This window comes from Vibrio aestuarianus, assembly GCF_012395185.1.
GTDB lineage: Bacteria > Pseudomonadota > Gammaproteobacteria > Enterobacterales > Vibrionaceae > Vibrio > Vibrio aestuarianus.
On sequence record NZ_JAAZTU010000018.1, the window covers coordinates 36,729 to 54,869 of the forward strand.

At 43.7% G+C, this 18,141-nt stretch carries 17 protein-coding genes; 10 read left to right on the forward strand and 7 right to left on the reverse strand.

The window, feature by feature from the left end:
* The first annotated feature begins 84 nt into the window (after window positions 1-84).
* Complete coding sequence (locus tag HGG78_RS10340) at window positions 85-999, forward strand: GlxA family transcriptional regulator (protein WP_172532831.1); 915 nt, start codon at window positions 85-87, stop codon at window positions 997-999.
* Window positions 1,000-1,294: 295 nt separating this feature from the next.
* On the opposite strand, the gene HGG78_RS10345 is transcribed toward HGG78_RS10340, so the two are convergent.
* From HGG78_RS10345 to HGG78_RS10360, 4 genes are all read right to left on the reverse strand, one after another.
* Window positions 1,295-1,552, reverse strand: a complete 258-nt coding sequence (locus HGG78_RS10345) for a hypothetical protein (protein WP_172532832.1) — start codon at window positions 1,550-1,552, stop codon at window positions 1,295-1,297.
* 160 nt (window positions 1,553-1,712) lie between these two features.
* On the reverse strand, window positions 1,713-3,410 hold the full coding sequence (locus HGG78_RS10350) for an FAD-dependent oxidoreductase (RefSeq protein WP_172532833.1): 1,698 nt from the start codon (window positions 3,408-3,410) through the stop codon (window positions 1,713-1,715).
* 68 nt (window positions 3,411-3,478) lie between these two features.
* Complete coding sequence (locus tag HGG78_RS10355) at window positions 3,479-3,607, reverse strand: pyridine nucleotide-disulfide oxidoreductase (RefSeq protein ID WP_172532834.1); 129 nt, start codon at window positions 3,605-3,607, stop codon at window positions 3,479-3,481.
* Between the two features lie 50 nt (window positions 3,608-3,657).
* Window positions 3,658-3,843, reverse strand: a complete 186-nt coding sequence (locus HGG78_RS10360) for a YgaP family membrane protein (protein WP_053310630.1) — start codon at window positions 3,841-3,843, stop codon at window positions 3,658-3,660.
* A 154-nt stretch (window positions 3,844-3,997) separates the two neighbouring features.
* On the opposite strand from HGG78_RS10360, the gene HGG78_RS10365 reads away from it, so the two are divergent.
* The 5 genes from HGG78_RS10365 to HGG78_RS10385 are packed head-to-tail and all read left to right on the forward strand — an operon-like array spanning window position 3,998 to window position 9,451.
* A complete protein-coding gene (locus HGG78_RS10365; RefSeq protein WP_420895668.1) occupies window positions 3,998-4,306 on the forward strand; it encodes a metalloregulator ArsR/SmtB family transcription factor in 309 nt (102 codons plus the stop codon).
* 19 nt (window positions 4,307-4,325) lie between these two features.
* Window positions 4,326-4,745, forward strand: a complete 420-nt coding sequence (locus HGG78_RS10370; protein ID WP_168524576.1) for a YeeE/YedE family protein — start codon at window positions 4,326-4,328, stop codon at window positions 4,743-4,745.
* 12 nt (window positions 4,746-4,757) lie between these two features.
* Window positions 4,758-5,216 carry a YeeE/YedE family protein gene (locus tag HGG78_RS10375; RefSeq protein WP_172532836.1) on the forward strand — a complete coding sequence of 153 codons (459 nt, stop codon included), beginning with the start codon at window positions 4,758-4,760 and terminating at the stop codon, window positions 5,214-5,216.
* Between the two features lie 52 nt (window positions 5,217-5,268).
* Entirely contained in the window at window positions 5,269-6,288 is a 1,020-nt protein-coding gene (locus tag HGG78_RS10380; protein WP_172532837.1) for an efflux RND transporter periplasmic adaptor subunit, read from the forward strand.
* A 1-nt stretch (window position 6,289) separates the two neighbouring features.
* Window positions 6,290-9,451: an efflux RND transporter permease subunit gene (locus HGG78_RS10385; protein WP_172532838.1), complete on the forward strand. Its 3,162-nt coding sequence runs from the start codon at window positions 6,290-6,292 to the stop codon at window positions 9,449-9,451.
* 61 nt (window positions 9,452-9,512) lie between these two features.
* On the opposite strand, the gene HGG78_RS10390 is transcribed toward HGG78_RS10385, so the two are convergent.
* Window positions 9,513-10,415 (reverse strand): endonuclease/exonuclease/phosphatase family protein, encoded by a 903-nt coding sequence (locus HGG78_RS10390; RefSeq protein WP_172532839.1) that lies wholly within the window; start codon window positions 10,413-10,415, stop codon window positions 9,513-9,515.
* Between the two features lie 293 nt (window positions 10,416-10,708).
* Here HGG78_RS10390 and nrdD point away from each other — a divergent pair, with 293 nt between their 5' ends.
* The 4 genes from nrdD (at window position 10,709) to HGG78_RS10410 (ending at window position 15,214) form a co-directional block, all read left to right on the forward strand.
* Entirely contained in the window at window positions 10,709-12,829 is a 2,121-nt protein-coding gene (gene nrdD / locus HGG78_RS10395) for an anaerobic ribonucleoside-triphosphate reductase (protein ID WP_172532859.1), read from the forward strand.
* Between the two features lie 21 nt (window positions 12,830-12,850).
* Window positions 12,851-13,318, forward strand: a complete 468-nt coding sequence (gene nrdG, locus HGG78_RS10400) for an anaerobic ribonucleoside-triphosphate reductase-activating protein (protein WP_172532840.1) — start codon at window positions 12,851-12,853, stop codon at window positions 13,316-13,318.
* Between the two features lie 62 nt (window positions 13,319-13,380).
* Entirely contained in the window at window positions 13,381-14,562 is a 1,182-nt protein-coding gene (locus HGG78_RS10405) for an amino acid aminotransferase (RefSeq protein ID WP_053310638.1), read from the forward strand.
* Window positions 14,563-14,590: 28 nt separating this feature from the next.
* Window positions 14,591-15,214, forward strand: a complete 624-nt coding sequence (locus HGG78_RS10410; protein ID WP_053310639.1) for an ATP-dependent zinc protease family protein — start codon at window positions 14,591-14,593, stop codon at window positions 15,212-15,214.
* A 193-nt stretch (window positions 15,215-15,407) separates the two neighbouring features.
* Here HGG78_RS10410 and fruA read toward each other — a convergent pair whose 3' ends face one another.
* Window positions 15,408-17,159: a PTS fructose transporter subunit IIBC gene (gene fruA / locus HGG78_RS10415; protein WP_172532841.1), complete on the reverse strand. Its 1,752-nt coding sequence runs from the start codon at window positions 17,157-17,159 to the stop codon at window positions 15,408-15,410.
* Between the two features lie 18 nt (window positions 17,160-17,177).
* The gene (gene pfkB, locus HGG78_RS10420) at window positions 17,178-18,131 is read right to left on the reverse strand and encodes a 1-phosphofructokinase (protein ID WP_172532842.1); all 954 of its coding nucleotides are present in this window, start codon (window positions 18,129-18,131) and stop codon (window positions 17,178-17,180) included.
* Window positions 18,132-18,141 lie beyond the last annotated feature (10 nt).

Consider the following 18,141-nt stretch of genomic DNA (forward strand, 5'->3'; position numbering starts at 1 on the left):
GAAAATTATGAGTAACTTGCTGTACTCTTTTTAGAGGTTAAAATGACATAAAAAAGGGAAAAACCGACAATTGTAGAGAGTCACATGACAAAAATAGCCATTGGAATTTGTGAGTATCCTTCAGTATTGAAGTCTGCAGTTTATGGTCTTGAAGAGATGTTTTTGCTTGCAAGCAGAGTTTGTAGGGAACAGGGGATTGAGGTCTTATTTGAGCCAGTCATTATTCCGCATGATGATCTGCTAGAGGATAGTTATACAGTTGTTTTGCTACCGCCAGCTTCAATAGATGATTATTATTTAGCCCCTGAAGCCAAATTTATTGACTGGCTTAGAGAGCAGTATTCCAAAGGTACCGTTCTATCATCTGCTTGTGCGGGGGTATTTATTCTAGCCGCAACTAACTTGCTTGGTAAAAGAGAAGTGACAACCCATTGGGCGTTAGCAGACACATTTGCCAGAATGTTTATGGAGATTCCTCTTAACAGCAACAAGATATTGATCGATCACGGTGACATAGTTACGGCGGGCGGTATGATGTCGTGGCTGGACCTCGGGTTTGAACTGATCTCTAAATATTCCTCTCCTAGGGTTGTACGCCAACTTGGTAAAACACTTGTTATCGACACCGCGCAAAGAGAACAGAGCTATTATCAACAGTTCAAACCATCGTTCGCTCATGGTGATTTGGTGATTGTTTCGGTTCAACAAATAATGCATCAAAGTTATACGGAACGGTTATCGATACATCAGTTATCGAAGCAAGTAAACGTTACGGAACGTACTATGCAAAGACGATTTCTAAAGGCCACGGGTTACAACCCAAATCAATATTTGCAGCGTCTCAGAGTACAGAATGCATGTGACTACCTAGAAAATACAAACCGTTCATTTGAATGGATAGCGAACCAAGTCGGTTACGAAGATATCAGTGCATGTCGAAAGGTTTTTATCAATATTGTTGGATTAACTCCACGAGAGTTCCGAAATAGATTCTCTTGATTCTTGGTGAATCGAATCTGTTCAAAATTTTTCTACAAACTGATCGGCTAGATTGTGATTGAGACCTTCCCGGTCTCACTTCTCATTTACATCAAATTTATCCATGAGATTTTGAATTAAACTAGGTGAAACGCATGCAATTCCAGCGTCAATAAAACGTTCAGGGCAATGAGGCTCTATGAAGGCTTTGTCGTATTCATCACTTACAAAGAACTAATCAACATCAATTGCGTGTGCATGTGCAATTTTATGGTTTACTTCATTGGCGTCGCTGTTCCTAATAGTATATGAAGCGTCAGGAGCTTGGATCGATTTGTTTGATTAAAAAGTCTCGTTTAAAACGTTTCTGGATAGGGTAAAGAAGAAAACTAGATTTTTGACTAAATTCAGTTAACAACTCAATTGCTCTTTTGTCTAACGAGATATTATCAAAGAACTCTTGGTTGAATTGACTATGAAAATCAATGAATTGTTGTACAGCTTGTGCGCTTTCTCTGTAAGGGGCAGATAGTAGTAGACTGCTGACATCAATATATAACACGCGATTTTTCATACTTTATCCCTGAAGGTTGTCAGTTCAATATCGTTAGACATTAAGTGTCTATGGATAAAGTGATTATGGCGATTACGTAAGATTATAGCCGTCTCTTTAATATAAAAAGGCCAGCACGGAAGTGCTGGCCAATATCTAACTAATAGAAATCGATATGTTATTAAGCTTTCGCAAACAGGTAAGTACGGTAACCACCAAGTAGATTGCGTGCTTTATAGCCGTTGTTCACTAACTGACGGTATGCCACGTTTCCGCGCAGACCTACCTGACAGTAGATAACTATCTCTTTGTCTTTTGGTAGCTCGTCCATACGTTGACGAAGTTGGTCAACAGGAATGTTAACTGCACCTGGTAGGTAACCATTTTGTAGCTCACCTGGGTTACGAACGTCTAATAACAGTTGGTCTTCGGTTAGGTTATCAATCTCATCAAAGTGAATTGCTGTTGAATCGCCTTTGATTAGGTTGTTCGCTACGAATGCCGCTTGGTTAATTACGTCTTTCGCACTTCCGTATGGTGGCGCGTAAGTCAGCTCTAAGTGTTGTAGTTGTTCTACTGTCATGCCTGCACGTTGAGCTACCGCCATCACGTCGATACGCTTGTCGATGCCGTCTTTGCCCACTGCTTGCGCACCGAAGATTTTGCCTGATTTTGGATCGAACAGCATTTTGAACGACACCACTTCAGCGCCTGGATAGTAGCTCGCATGGCTGGCGGTGTGTACGTACACTTTTTCGTACTCAACGCCTTCGCGTTTTAGCTGCTTCTCATTCTTACCTGTTGAAGCCACCGCTAGGTCAAAGATCTTACAAATAGCAGTACCTTGAGTACCTTGGTAAGTTTCGCTGCGGCCAAGCATGTTATCTGCTGCCATACGACCTTGACGGTTAGCTGGCCCTGCTAGAGGAACCATAGTTTGTTTGCCAGTGACGAAGTCTTTCTCTTCGATGGCATCACCGACCGCGTAGATAGATGGATCGCTGGTTTGCAGGTATTCGTTAGTATAAATACCACCAAGCTCACCAATTTGCAGACCAGCTTCTGAAGCTAATTTAGTCTCAGGGCGTACACCAATCGCCATGATTAGGATATCAGTAGTGAGTGTGTCACCATCGCTTAGCGTCAACTCAAGCTCGCCATTAATATGTTGGTGTTCTTTCTGACCAGAATCCATGCTTGCTAATGATGTTGTTGGCTTAAATTCTACTGACTTCAGGGCTGTAGATAGGCGTAAATCAATGCCTTTTGCGCGAATTTCTGCGTGAGCAAAACCTGCCATTTCACGGTCTACTGGCGTCATCACTTGGTCTGCCATTTCTAGCAAGGTTGTTTTAATGCCAAGTTGGTGGAACGCTTCCATCATCTCCAAACCGATAAAACCACCACCCACAACAGTTGCGTGGTCAACTTGGTTGGTATTAATGGTTTGGATAATTTTATCCATATCAGGGATATTGCGCAGTGAATGCGTCAATGGGTTATCTAAACCTGGGATCGGCGGAACAACTGGGCCTGCACCAGGGCTTAGAAGTAGGAAATCGTAGCTTTCAGTGTATTCACTTTGGTCTAACAGATTACGAACCGTAATGGTTTTACTATCGCGGTTGATACGAAGTACTTCATTCATCACACGTACGTCTACATTAAAACGTGCAAGGAAACTTTCCGGCGTTTGAAGTAGAAGATTACCGCGTTCTTTGATGTCTCCACCGATATGGTACGGCAACCCGCAATTAGCGAACGAAACGAAAGGGCCTCTTTCAAACATAATGATTTGTGCGTCTTCACTAAGACGTCTTGCACGAGCTGCTGCTGATGCACCACCTGCAACACCGCCAATAATTACGATTTTGGTCATGCTGATCTCCATAAAATCAATGATATAGATAAATTAAAAAGGAAAAATCAAAAAATGTAGTCAATTATCTATTTCACTAACGATGCATAAGGGCCGCGCTCGAACATGATGATTTCAGCATCTTGACTTAGACGACGGGCACGGGCATCTGCTGATGCGCCACCAGCAACACCACCAGTAATCACAATTTTAGTCATAACTCACTCCAAAAAAATTAATCAAAAGCTTGGCTTAGGGATATATCCCCTTAACTTAGGCCAAGCTTCTTCAAGAAAAATACAGCAGGGCAAATCCCTGTAAAAGCGCTTTGGATAAGGTTTACACCGACAAATACGGTTAACCAAACAAAGTTGGGATGTACAAACATCGTGAGAATTACCGAAAGCAATATCATACTGCCCGCCAATACTCGTACGCCATTTTCAATAGTCATATTGTTACCCTCCGTTGGAAATTGAAATCACTATAATCCTGTAAATTAGAAAAGTCTAATGTTAATTTATCTAAATTCGCATTAACTAAATAAGCATTGACTAAATTACATTTATTAGTATCATCTAATTTAAATGTATCGCGGAGGAATAATGATGGATGCTACATCGATCAATATTGAGCAAATGAAAACCAATGCTATCGAAGTGTCTGAGCTGCTAAAAACGTTAGCTCACCCAGAACGCTTGATGGTGCTTTGCCAGTTAATAAATGGTGAGGTAGGGGTTGGGCTGCTGCAACAAAGTTCAGCGTTGAGCCAGTCGGCGTTTTCTCAGCATCTAACCGTAATGCGTAAGCACGGCATTATTCAAGCAAGAAAAGAGTCACAACAGGTGTTCTATTCGTTGTCTGATTCGCGCATTGCTCAGCTTATCCAAAGCTTACAAACCGTATTTTGTAATTAGTGAGAATAGAGGAAAAATAATGGCTTTTAGCATTCCTTGGGAATCGTTGTTTGGTGGTGTTTTACTAGGGATATCAGCCACATTAATGTTGCTATTTAATGGCAAGATAGCAGGAATTAGTGGTGTTTTAACTGGGTTGATGACGCCCAAAACGCGTGACTTTGCATGGCGTTTATTGTTTGCGCTTGGCATGGTTTCAGGTGGTGTGTTGGGTGTGCTTTTCTTCAGTGCAGAAGTACCTCAAACCTTTACGATTGGTAGTGGCATGCTGGTATTGGCAGGGTTACTGGTTGGTATTGGTACACGCTTAGGGAACGGTTGCACAAGTGGGCACGGGATTTGTGGTATCGGCCGCTTATCTCCTCGTTCTATTGTTGCTACTTGTGTTTTCATGGTGGTTGCAGCCATGACTGTGTTTGTGCGTCTTCATCTTAGTTAAGTGAGTGTAAAAATGAACAATCTGTTGTTTCGATTAACGTCTTTAGTGGCGGGCCTGTTATTTGGTTTAGGTATGGTGTTATCTGGCATGGCAGACCCAGCAAAAGTCGTCGGTTTTCTAGATATCACTGGCGCATGGGATCCAAGTTTAATGTTTGTTATGGGCGGAGCGCTTGCGGTTTTTATGCCAATGTACTTATTGGTCATTAAACCAAGACAGAAACCAGTCAATGCTGAACAATTCTGTTTATCGAATAACCGTAATATCGATGCAAAGTTAGTATCCGGCGCGGCAATCTTTGGTATTGGTTGGGGATTGGCTGGTATTTGTCCGGGACCAGCGTTGTCAACTTTAGCATTAGGAAATAGCGGCGTTTGGATTTTCTTCGCTTCGATGATGGTTGGACTAGGCACTACTAATTTATTGATCTGTATTAACAATAGTAAAAAACGTCAAACACAAACTGCCTAGTGTATCTAAACTGGTATAGGTAGATGGAATCGTAATGATAAGTGAGGGAAAGATGAAAAGGCTATCTTGGAGTGTATTAATTGCCTTAGTCAGTAGTAGTTACGGGATCAGCGCCTATGCTAGTGCTTTATACACAGTAAAAAGTGAACGACTACCGCAACGAGTTGAACTTGACGGTGTTGTTCAGCCTGTGAATAAGGGTACGGTGGCAGCACAAACGTCTGGCCGTGTTGTTGGTCTATATGTTGACGTAAACGACTATGTTAAAAGCGGTGAGGTTCTGCTTGAAATCAGTGCGGTTCAGCAATCGGCATCTTTAGATGCATCTCAAGCTCAGTTAGCCAGCGCTGAAGCACAAAACCGAGAAGCCCAAGCTCAGATTAAACGTTATCGTTTACTCTTTCCTAAAGGCGCGATCTCTCAAGACCAAATGGATGGTGCTGAAGCGAAAGCGCGCAGCAGCGCTGCCGCTGTGAAAGCGGCAAAAGCTGCCGTATCACAAGCGAAAGAATCACTAGGCTACACCAATATTACGGCACCTTATGACGGTGTTGTGACTCAACGTCATGTTGAGTTAGGCGAAACGGTTTCGCCAGGAATGGCACTGATTAGCGGTTTTTCATTGGATAAATTGCGAGTAGAAACTGAGATTCCACAACGTTATCAACCTAATGTGACGACCATTGACCAATTTCAAGTCATCGCGCCTAGTGGCGAAAAAATCACACCAACAGAATTTAGCCTGTTTAGTTATGCAGATCCTCAATCTCACACCTTCAAAATTCGCTTAGATTTACCACAAACAGGGCAATTCAACTCTGCAGAAACTCTTATGCCAGGAATGTGGGTCAAAACTGAATTTAACTACGGTCAACGTGATGTCATGCTTGTGCCGAATTCGGCAGTTTTGCGCCGAGCTGAACTTAGCGCGGTGTATCGCATGGTGGATGAACAACGTATTTTGAACCCTGTACGTTTAGGACAAACCTATGGTGAATATGTCGAAGTGTTGTCTGGCTTGGAGCAAGGTGACACGGTTGCAAGTCGTGCGTTTACACAAGTAGGTGAGTGATATGGATAGTCGTTTAGGTATTTCAGGACGAATAGCAAAAGCATTCCAGAATTCAGCAATGACACCCTTGTTAGCCTTGGTTGGTTTGCTGATGGGAGTATTCGCTGTAATGGTGACTCCTAAAGAAGAAGAGCCGCAAATTGATGTCACCTTTGCCGATGTTTACATCCCTTTTCCCGGTGCATCGCCAGCGGAAGTGGAGAGTTTAGTGACCAACCCTGCCGAGCAGATCATCTCTGAAATCCAAGGAATCGATAAGATTTACTCTTTTTCCCAACCTGATGGCGCAATGATTGTGGCCATATTTGAAGTTGGAGTACCGCGTAATGAAGCAGTTGTGCGTATTTATAATAAGCTCTATTCAAATAAAGATTGGATGCCAGCCGGTGTTGGCGTCGGCGAGCCAATCATTAAACCCAAAGGCATTGAAGATGTGCCGATTGTCAGCATTACCTTATCCGATAAGTCAGGGCTTTATGATGCTCAACAACTCACGCAAGTGGCTCATGGTTTAGAAACCGAGCTTAAGCGGATTGATGGCACACGCGACATTTACACTGTTGGTCGCCAACCTACGATTGTCGATGTTCGCTTAGATCCCGTCAAAATGAACAGCTTTGGTATCACGTTAGATCAACTTAATCAGCATTTACCGGCGGCGAATGCCAGTTCAACTATGCTGAAGTTGACACATGACAATCAGCAGTTTCCGGTTCAGGTAGGTCAGTTTTTAACTCGAGTAGAAGAAATTAAACAATTGGTTGTGGGCCTACATAACAATACGCCAGTCTATTTGTCTGATGTCGCCACAGTGAACTTAGGTGTTGACACACCGACACAGCATGTTTGGACCAGTGATAAACAAGGTCTTTACCCTGCTGTGACATTAGCCATTGCTAAAAAAGGGGGCGAAAATGCGGTGCGAGTCGCTCAAGTTGTAGAAGCGCGCGTTGCTGAGCTAGAGAATCAATTGATACCCAAAGGTATCAGCGTTGAAATTACCCGTGACTATGGCCAGACCGCTGCTGACAAAAGTAATACCTTAATTGCCAAATTAATTTTTGCCACTACTGCGGTTGTGATTTTAGTTGTGCTTGCGATGGGCTGGCGTGAAGCGATGGTGGTTGGCATTGCGATTATTGTCACTTTGATGATCACTCTTTTTGCCTCATGGGTATGGGGTTTTACCCTCAACCGCGTTTCACTCTTTGCGTTGATTTTTTCGATCGGGATTTTGGTTGATGATGCAATTGTCGTGGTGGAAAACATTCACCGACATATGGCGATGGGCAAGCATAAATTGTCGGAGCTTATCCCAGTTGCGGTTGATGAAGTCGGCGGGCCGACAATTTTAGCGACGCTAACCGTAATTGCCGCGCTTTTACCAATGGCCTTTGTTTCTGGGTTAATGGGACCATATATGAGCCCGATTCCGATCAACGCATCGATGGGGATGTTGATCTCTCTAGCGGTTGCGTTTGTGCTTTCACCATGGCTTGCGGGGAAGTTTCTTAAATCTGCGCCACATCATCCAGAAGGTAAAGCGGCAAGTGGTATTTTCCATCGAATTATGAACCCTTTTGTGACTTCATCAACGCAGGGGCGTAATCGCTGGTTGTTGCTGATGGGGGTGTTTGCTCTTATCGCTGGGTCAATCTTATTGCCGGTGACCAAAGCCGTGGTATTAAAAATGCTGCCTTTTGATAATAAATCTGAGTTTCAAGTGGTACTTGATATGCCAGAGGGGGCATCGCTTGAAAAAACGCAACGAGTGTTGTTTGAATTAGGTGCAGTGCTTAATAATGTTCCAGAGGTGAGTGGCTACCAAATTTATGTAGGTACGGCAGCACCAATTAACTTTAATGGTCTTGTTCGTCACTATTTTATGCGAAACCAAGCCCACCAAGGTGATATTCAAGTTAACCTGCTTGGGCGTAAAGAGCGAGATAAAGACAGTCACACCATTGCAAGCGAAGTTCGCCCATTACTTAATGAAGTTGCTCAGCGATTTGGCGGTAAGGTAAAAGTAGTCGAAGTACCACCTGGGCCACCCGTTTGGTCGCCTATCTTGGCTGAAGTATATGGACCAACACCTGAAATCAGAGCGCAAGCTGCGCGACAATTAAGAGATATTTTTCGTTCAACACCAGACATTGTTGATGTCGATATGTACTTGCCTGAAATTCATCAAAAATGGCAAGTGGTGATTGATCGCAGCAAAGCTTCTCACTATCAAGTACCTTATGCATCGATTGTTGATGCATTGGCAACAGCTGTGGGTGGAAAGCCTGTCACTTACTTGCACAGTGAGCACAGTAAATACCCCATTCCTGTTCAAATTCAAGCGACTGAAACCGCAAAAGTTCGCTTAGAGCAAGTGCTGAACATGAAAGTTGGAAGTTTGACGGGGAGTGCATATCCATTATCTGATTTGGTAGTAGTGCGCCAAACGCAAATGGATGACTATATTGTGCATAAAAATCTGTTACCGATGGTGATGGTTGTTGCTGATATGACCGGTGAAACTGACAGCCCACTGTATGGCATGTTTGAAATGGCACTTAACATGGATGAATTGGGGCTACCTGTAGAGCAGTACTATATTCATCAACCAACGGGTTTAAATGGCGTAGAAATTTTCTGGGATGGGGAATGGACCATTACTTATGAAACGTTCCGCGACATGGGGATCGCCTACGGTGTAGGAATGATTTTGATCTACTTATTGGTGGTCGCTCAATTTAAATCTTACCTTGTGCCTTTGATTATTATGGCGCCAATCCCACTGACCATTATTGGTGTGATGCCTGGGCATGCCATTTTAGGCGCGCAGTTTACCGCCACGTCCATGATTGGGATGATCGCATTGGCAGGAATTATTGTGCGAAATTCGATTTTGCTGGTGGACTTTATAAACCAACAGGTGGAAGCCGGAATGGAATTTTCAGAAGCGGTGATTCAATCAGCCGCGGTGCGAGCAAAGCCGATCATGCTGACTGCGCTAGCGGCAATGATAGGTGCGGTATTCATCCTTGACGATCCCATTTTTAATGGGCTAGCCATCAGCCTTATCTTTGGTATATTTGTCTCAACGGTGCTGACCTTGCTGGTAATTCCAGTTCTGTACTATGTAGTGATGAAAAAGCGTTTTTGCCCCCATTAGCATGGAATGCGTAATCAAGTCGTCTGCCGCCTTGCTCAATAGTGAGGCGGCATTTTTTAGCTTAATAATTGATTACACTGGTTATTGGGCAGTGGTCACTCAAGCGGTATTTGAGAATTTGGGCACTCGGGTAAGTGATCTGTTGGGTTTGCGATGCCTTTAATGAGTGACTGACAATCACATGATCAATCAGAGAGCGAAACTGATGAGTTCGCTGTGGGTTTTTGTTAGAACGTACCTTGCAAACAGCGGCAGTATCTTGAGTCGCTAGTTGCGGAGGTTGGACTGCTCCATCTGTTATTACCTGCCATAACCAGTCGTTGGGGTAGGCCAAGTTATGATTGAAATCACCGAGGATGGCATAGGCTTGATTCAACCGCTCTTTTTCTAATAGCCATTGGTTGAGTGCCAGACCTTGTGCTTTTAAGGTTTTGCAGCTGGTAGAACTCGCTCGAAATTTCCCGCTACAGCCAGCTTTGAGGTGCACCGATAGCAAATGAATTTGTTGTGGGGTATTTGGGTAAAGCACCACATAGCTCGCGAAGCGAAGTTTATGCTTGTTGTTTGGCGTGAGATTGAGATCGTCAGGATCAGCAAAAGCAATGCCTTGCCGTACAGCAAAGCCGGTGTATTGATTTTGGTCGTTAAATTGATAACGGCGGTTGCCTTTGCTTGATCGATCAGATATGAGCACATTATATTCCATCCCCACTATGCGCTGTATTGCCTCTCGGCTATCGACTTCCTGAAATGCCAACACATCGGGTGGGAAATTCGTAAAATGGTGCTGTAGAGCGGAGAAATCTTGTTCACTTCGTTGTGACTCGGCAATGTTTGTCGACGGCGTCAGCGACAACCATTCAATATTCCATGTTGCTAATTTGAGACTTTGTGCCCATCCACAAAAAGAGATCGTAAAAAGTATTCCTGCCGTTAAAACAGGTCGAATTTTTGATTTTTTCATACGAATATTTTGTCTGCCTCATCTAAGCCTTTAGCCTAGCAGGTTTTGTGAAAATTCAAGAAAAAAATCAAGCAAAATTGCAATTTTCATCGTTTCTTTTGTAAGTGAGAAGTAACGCTCTAAGATCGAATTGATCTTGTTCGATGCTCGTTATTTGTTGATCTAAATCAATACGCTGGACTAGTCGTTCTCGTTAAATACGCCACAACATATTGTGTCAGTCGGATAATAAACTGCTCTATATAGTGTATTTGTGGATAAGTCTGTGGGTATGCTCGGGGTAAGGAGAAATGGTGAAACCTATCGTAATCAAACGTGACGGATCGAGAGCCCCGTTCAACCGTGATCGCATTCAATCTGCTGTTGAAAGTGCTGCCGAGCATATCGACAAAGAGATTGCTATTTATGCGTTAAATGTTGCTCTAGCGGTTGAAATAAAGCTCAAAGATTACGATGAAGTCCATATCGCTGAAATTCAGACTCTGGTAGAGAACGAGCTAATGCAAGGTCCTTATAAAGCATTAGCTCGTTCATACATTGAATACCGCCATGATCGTGATATCGCACGTGAAAAACAGAGTGCTTTAACACAAGAAATTGAAGGCTTGATTGAAGAAAGCAACGCAGATTTGCTCAATGAGAATGCCAACAAAGACGGTAAAGTGATCCCAACGCAACGTGACTTATTAGCGGGCATTGTGGCTAAGCACTACGCCAAAACGCGCATTTTACCTCGTGATATAGTGCAGGCTCATGACGAAGGCGATATTCACTATCACGATCTTGATTACGCACCATTTTTCCCAATGTTCAACTGCATGCTGATCGATTTAAAAGGGATGCTAACCCACGGCTTTAAAATGGGTAATGCAGAAATTGACACCCCAAAATCGATTTCGACGGCAACGGCGGTGACTGCGCAAATTATTGCTCAAGTGGCAAGTCACATTTATGGTGGCACGACCATCAACCGTATTGATGAAGTGCTTGAACCGTATGTGATCACCAGTTACGAAAAACATTTAGAAATCGCCAAAGAGTGGGATATCCATAATCCTGAAGATTTTGCTATTTCACGTACTGAAAAAGAGTGTTACGACGCATTCCAATCCCTTGAGTACGAAGTCAATACACTACATACCGCGAACGGGCAAACACCGTTTGTTACTTTCGGTTTTGGTTTAGGGACGAGCTGGGCATCAAAACTGATCCAGCAATCGATTCTTAAAAATCGCATTGCGGGTTTAGGCAAAAATCGCAAAACCGCAGTGTTCCCTAAATTGGTCTTTGCTATCAAAGACGGCTTAAACCACAAAGCGGAAGATCCAAATTACGACATCAAACAATTAGCTCTAGAGTGCGCGACTAAGCGTATGTACCCAGATATTTTGAACTACGATAAAGTGGTTGAAGTGACAGGTTCATTCAAAACCCCAATGGGTTGTCGCAGTTTCTTGAATACTTACGAAGAAAATGGTGAGTTACTCCACGAAGGGCGCAACAACTTAGGCGTGGTTAGCATGAACTTACCACGTATCGCGCTAAAAGCGGGTGGCGATGTGACCAAATTCTACGCATTGTTGGATGAAAAACTAAAACTTGCTCGTCGTGCACTTGAAACGCGTATTAGCCGTCTTGAAAAAGTGAAAGCACGAGTTGCGCCAATCCTATATATGGAAGGGGCGTGTGGTGTGCGCTTGAAAGCTGATGATTCTATTGCGGATATTTTCAAAAATGGTCGCGCTTCAATCTCACTAGGTTATATCGGTGTTCATGAAACTATCACCGCATTGTTTGGTCAGCAGAAGCATGTGTATGACGATAGTGAATTGCGCGAGCAGGCGTTAAATATCATTAAACACTTAAAAGATGCCGTAGAGTTGTGGACTGAAGAAACCGGTTATGCATTTAGCTTGTACGGCACGCCTAGTGAAAACCTTTGTAGCCGTTTCTGCCGTATTGATGCTAAAGAGTTTGGTGTTATTGAAGGGGTCACAGACAAAGGCTATTACACCAACAGCTTCCACTTAGATGTTCAGAAGAAAGTAAACCCGTACGATAAAATTGACTTTGAGATGCCTTACCCAGACATTTCTAGTGGTGGATTTATCTGTTATGGCGAGTTTCCGAACATGCAGAGAAACGTGGAAGCGTTGGAAAATGTGTGGGATTACAGCTATAGCCGCGTGCCTTATTACGGTACAAATACGCCTATCGATGAATGCTATGAATGTGGTTATACCGGTGAGTTTGAATGTACAAGCAAAGGTTTCACTTGCCCTAAATGTGGTAACCATGATTCCTCTAAAGTATCGGTGACTCGTCGAGTGTGCGGTTACTTGGGTAGCCCAGATGCACGCCCATTTAACTTCGGTAAGCAAGAAGAAGTTAAACGACGCGTGAAGCATCTGTAATACTGGGTCAGTGAGATTTCAATGCATTATCATCAATATCACCCGATTGACGTAGTCAATGGCCCAGGGACACGCTGCACGCTGTTTGTCTCTGGGTGTGAACATCAATGTAAGGGGTGTTATAACCAAGGAACGTGGTCTTTGCGATCTGGTCATACTTATTGTGCGGCATTAGAAGATCAAATCATTGCTGATCTCAACGATACTCGCATTAAACGTCGCGGGTTGTCATTGTCTGGCGGAGACCCACTGCATCCACAAAATGTCGCTTCCATATTACACTTGGTTAAGCGAGTTAAAGCTGAATGTCAGGGTAAAGATATCTGGCTATGGACCGGCTACACGTTAAATGAACTCAGTAATGAACAGCAGCAAGTCATTGAATATATTGATGTATTAGTCGATGGTAAATTTGAACAAGATAAAGCCGATCCAAGCTTGGAATGGCGTGGTAGTTCCAATCAAATAATCCACCAATTTAGACTGTAAAAATTCTGTATCTAGTGTTAACGTGAAGGTCATTGCTTGAATTTCAAAGGGTTGTGACTTTCATGTTTTCACACTTACCAACACCAACACTTGATCCAATACTTTCATTATCCGTTGCATATCGTAACGATCCTCGCGCTGAAAAGGTTGACCTAGGCATTGGCGTTTATCGCAATAGCCAAGGTGAAACGCCAATCATGCGTTCAATCGCTAAGGCGCAAGACATTGTTGTCGCTACACAAACCACCAAAGCTTATGTTGGACTTGCTGGCTGCGAAGAATTTAACCAAAGCATGGTTAATTTGCTGCTTTCAGGAACATCGGCGATGGATCGCGTAGCTGCAATTCAAACTCCTGGAGCCAGCGGTGCGCTGAGAATGCTTGGCGATCTCATGCGTATTGCTCAGCCTGAAACTACAATATGGATCACCGATCCTAGTTATGTGAACCACAAACCTGTAATGGAAGCCGCTGGCCTGAAAGTGAGATACTATGCTTACTTCAGCCGTGATACTAAACAAGTAGATACCGCACGTATGCTTGAAGATTTAGCACAAGCAGGGCCAAAAGATGTGGTGCTTTTACATGGTTGTTGCCATAACCCAACAGGTGCTGATATCGATTTTGCTGCATGGCAAGAAATTACTAAGCTTGCGCAAAAGAACGGATTTATTCCGTTTGTTGATATTGCATACCAAGGTTTTGGCGATGGTTTAGAAGAAGATGCTCAAGGTCTTCGCTATATGGCTGATAACATAGAAGAAATGTTGATTACTACTTCATGTTCGAAAAACTTTGGCTTGTATCGTGAACGGACGGGAGCGGCCATTGTTGTGGGTAAAAATGCGCAAGATGTGGCGAATGCAAAAGGCAAACTTCTGACGCTAGCGCGTTCCACGTACACCATGCCACCAGACCATGGCGCAGCATTGGTGAAAACGATTTTGCAAAATCAAGAGTTAACTGCAATTTGGAAGCAAGAGTTAAGTGAAATGCAGCAGCGTTTGTTAAACCTGCGTAAAACCTTGTGTAATCAATTGAGAAATCAACATAATACTTCACAATTCGACTTTATCGAAAGTCACAAGGGCATGTTTACTGTGCTAGGCTTTACTGTAGACCAGATGACTCAGCTACGTGAGCAATATGGTATTTATGGGGTGGGGGATGGTCGAATTAATATTGCAGGTCTATCTGAAAAACACATTCCTTATGTAGCAGAAGCGATAGTAAACATCTCTTAAATTTTTATCAGTTTGATTAGGTGAATGAATGAAACAGCAATGGAAAGTTATTGTTCCTTTAATGCTCAGTGGCAGTTTAATGGCGTGTAGTACTACTAGCCAAATACCCGTTGAACCGGAGCAAAAACCTAAAGTTGAACAACCCAAACCAGAAACTGAACAGCAAACGAAACCGGCTGAAAAGCCGGTCGAAAAACCAGCGATTGTCCTCAAGGCGAAAAAAACGTCAGATGGCAAGTTGATTCTGGGTGAAAAAGAGTGGGTGTATGTCCCTGGCTTAAACGAAAATTTCAGAGCGCGTGTTGATACAGGGGCGACGACTTCTTCAATCAGTGCGGTTGATGTTGTTAACTTTGAGCGCGACGGGAAAGATTGGGTTAAGTTCAGAATTGAGCATGATAATGTTAAAAGTGACGAGATCAGCTTACCAGTTGAGCGTTGGGTGAATATTCGTCAATCTAGTGCTGAAGGTACACAACAGCGTGCCGTAGTAGTGGCATGGATAGAAATCGGTGATCTTAAAGAGAGAACGGAATTTACATTGGCCGACCGCACTCACTTAACATTTCCGTTGTTATTGGGACGCAGCTTCTTTAAGGATGTTGCCGTTGTTGATGTAAGCCGTAAATACGTCCAGGACAAGCATAAGTAACGACTTATTTTCTGTCTTATTAACGCATTAAATAGACCAGCACTCTGTTGCTGGTTTTTTTATTACGTAATGAAAGTGAGTTACAGATATAAAAAAGCCAGTGAAAGGAGCAATTCACTGGCAAGTTAGTTGAGGGGGACTAAGAAAAAAGAAGTGAGCAGCATGCTGCTCACAGGTTTAAATTTTATTGTTTTTAAGCGGTTGCCGCCGACTTATCATCCGCTTTAGCACGGTTTTTCAAGAAAGCGTAACCAAAGCCTGTCACTGCTGTACCTGCTGCAATGGCAACTAGGTACATCAATACTGGTGTGATTGCATTTGGGATTAGTAGCACAAACAGACCGCCATGTGGAGCCATCAATTTAGCACCAAACAGCATAGACAGCGCACCTGTTAATGCCCCACCCGCCATACATGCAGGGATGACTCGCATTGGGTCCTTAGCTGCAAATGGGATAGCACCTTCAGAGATAAAGCATAAGCCAAGAACAAATGAGGCTTTACCCGCTTCACGTTCACCCGCTTCAAATTTATCTTTCGCTAGGAAGGTTGCTAAACCCATACCCAATGCAGGCACCATACCTGCGGCCATGATGGCAGCCATCGGGGCGTAAGTTTGTGAAGCCAATAGACCAACACCAAAAGTGTAAGCCGCTTTGTTGATTGGGCCACCGAGGTCGAAACACATCATCGCACCAAGAATAACACCGAGTAAGACCGCGTTAGCAGAACCCATGTTGTTCAGGAACTCTGTCATTGCTGTCATGATACCAGCTACAGGACCACCGACGACGTAAATCATTACCAAGCCAGTAATCAAAGTCGCAATAAATGGAATGATTAGAATTGGTTTCAATGCTTCCATTGATTGAGGTAATGAGACTTTATCAGCAATAAATTTGGCTGAGTAACCGGCAATAAAACCGGCCGCAATGCCACCAAGAAAACCAGCGCCGGTAGAGCTTGCCAGCATACCGCCAATCAAACCAGGAGCAAGGCCAGGGCGATCTGCAATCGAAAACGCAATGAAACCCGCAAGTACAGGGATCATCAATGCAAACGCAGAGCCACCACCAATAGTCATTAACGCTGCGGCCAATGTGCCTTCTTCTTTAAAGGCTTCTATACCGAAAACAAAAGATAGAGCGATGATCAAACCACCAGCGACCACGACTGGAAGCATATGTGAAACACCGGTCATCAAATGTTTATAAACGCCTTTTTTCTCTTCAGTTTGGTTGCTATTGGCTGATGAAGACTGCGTGTAAATAGCTGCTTGATTAAAGGCATTAGTTATTTCTTGCTCGGTTTTCTTCAGTGCAAGGCCTGTGCTGGTTTTGTACAATTTTTTGCCATTAAAGCGCTCAAGTGGCACTTCAATGTCTGCGGCAATGATAACCAGATCTGCATCAGCAATTTCTTGCGCTGTTAATTGATTTTTTGCACCCACAGAGCCACGAGTTTCTACTTTAATCTGATGTCCAAGGCGCTTACCGTGTTCTTCCAAAGCTTCGGCGGCCATAAACGTATGAGCGACACCCGTTGGGCAAGCGGTAATGGCAACAATCTTCTTAGCTGTATCGGTTGCTGTATTTGTCGCAACAGAGGCCGCTAAAGTGGTAGCAGCTTGCTCGGTTAGTTCTGTCGCTTCATTTACCGCTTTGTTCAAAAAAGCACTAGGGTCTGCGGTACAAGCGGAAATCTCACTTTGATACACTTTCTTACCGATAAAGCGAGTAGTATCTAGCGGTGTGTTTGCCGCAATAATAATGACATCTGCGTTAGTAATGTCACTATCGGAGAGCGTATTACCTTGAATGACACTTGAATGACATTCAACGTTAGCCGTCCAATTAAGGGATTTTGCTGCTTGTTCAAGCAATCCGGCAGCGATAATGCTGTTGGCGACGCCACTAGGGCATGCAGTGATAATGGCAATATTCATAGTTACGACCTTCTGTCCTTATTGGTTAGCACGGTGACTAACGGGTTGTAATTGGATTTGTTGTTGTAGGGTTTCTAATTGTTTAGGGTTTGAGATACCAACGCCCACTTGAGTAACAGCCAGTGCTGAAAGGGCTGTCGCGAACGTCAGTAGCTCAGTTTTTTCCATTTTTTGCATGTGTCCCCAGCAAAGTCCGGCCACGAGTGTATCTCCCGCACCAACCGTGCTGACCACTTGCATACGGGGTGGTTTCGCATGTAGCCATTGGTTTTGATTGAGCCACATCACACCATTAGCGCCCATGGAAACCACAATATTGTCGATACCTTTCTCAGCGAGTTGCGCGGCAGCCTGTTGACATTGTTCTGGTGAGTGAAGATCTCGTCCGACAAATTGAGACAACTCTTCATCATTCGGTTTGATAAGCCAAGGATGTGCATCTAGGCCTGCTTTGAGGGCGTCACGGCTGCTATCAAACAGCACTTTTTTACCCATAGAGTGCAGTTTTTCAATCCATGATGCACAAAGCGCAGGTGAGATGCCTTGTGGTAAACTACCCGCTAACACAAAGAAATCATGATCCTCGGCAAGTCTTAGTAGTGTTCGTTCAAACTGTTCAATAGCAACTGGTGTGACAGCAACACCAGGGAAATTGATATCACTCACTTCACCGGAGGCTTCTACCAATTTAACGTTGATTCGAGTTGAACCATCAACACGGACAAACTCATCTTTTGCGCCTATTTCTTCAAATAACTGACAGAACATTTCTTGATTATCACAGCCAAGAAAGCCCGTGACGGTCACTTGAGCACCTAAATCACTCAGTACTTTTGCAACGTTTACGCCTTTACCTGCGGCATGAAGTGAACCTTGCTCAACCAAGCTAACAGAGCCGATATTGAGTGTGTTAAGACTACCCGTTAAATCAAGTGCTGGGTTGAGGGTGATAGTGACAACCTTATTGGTCATAATTATGCCC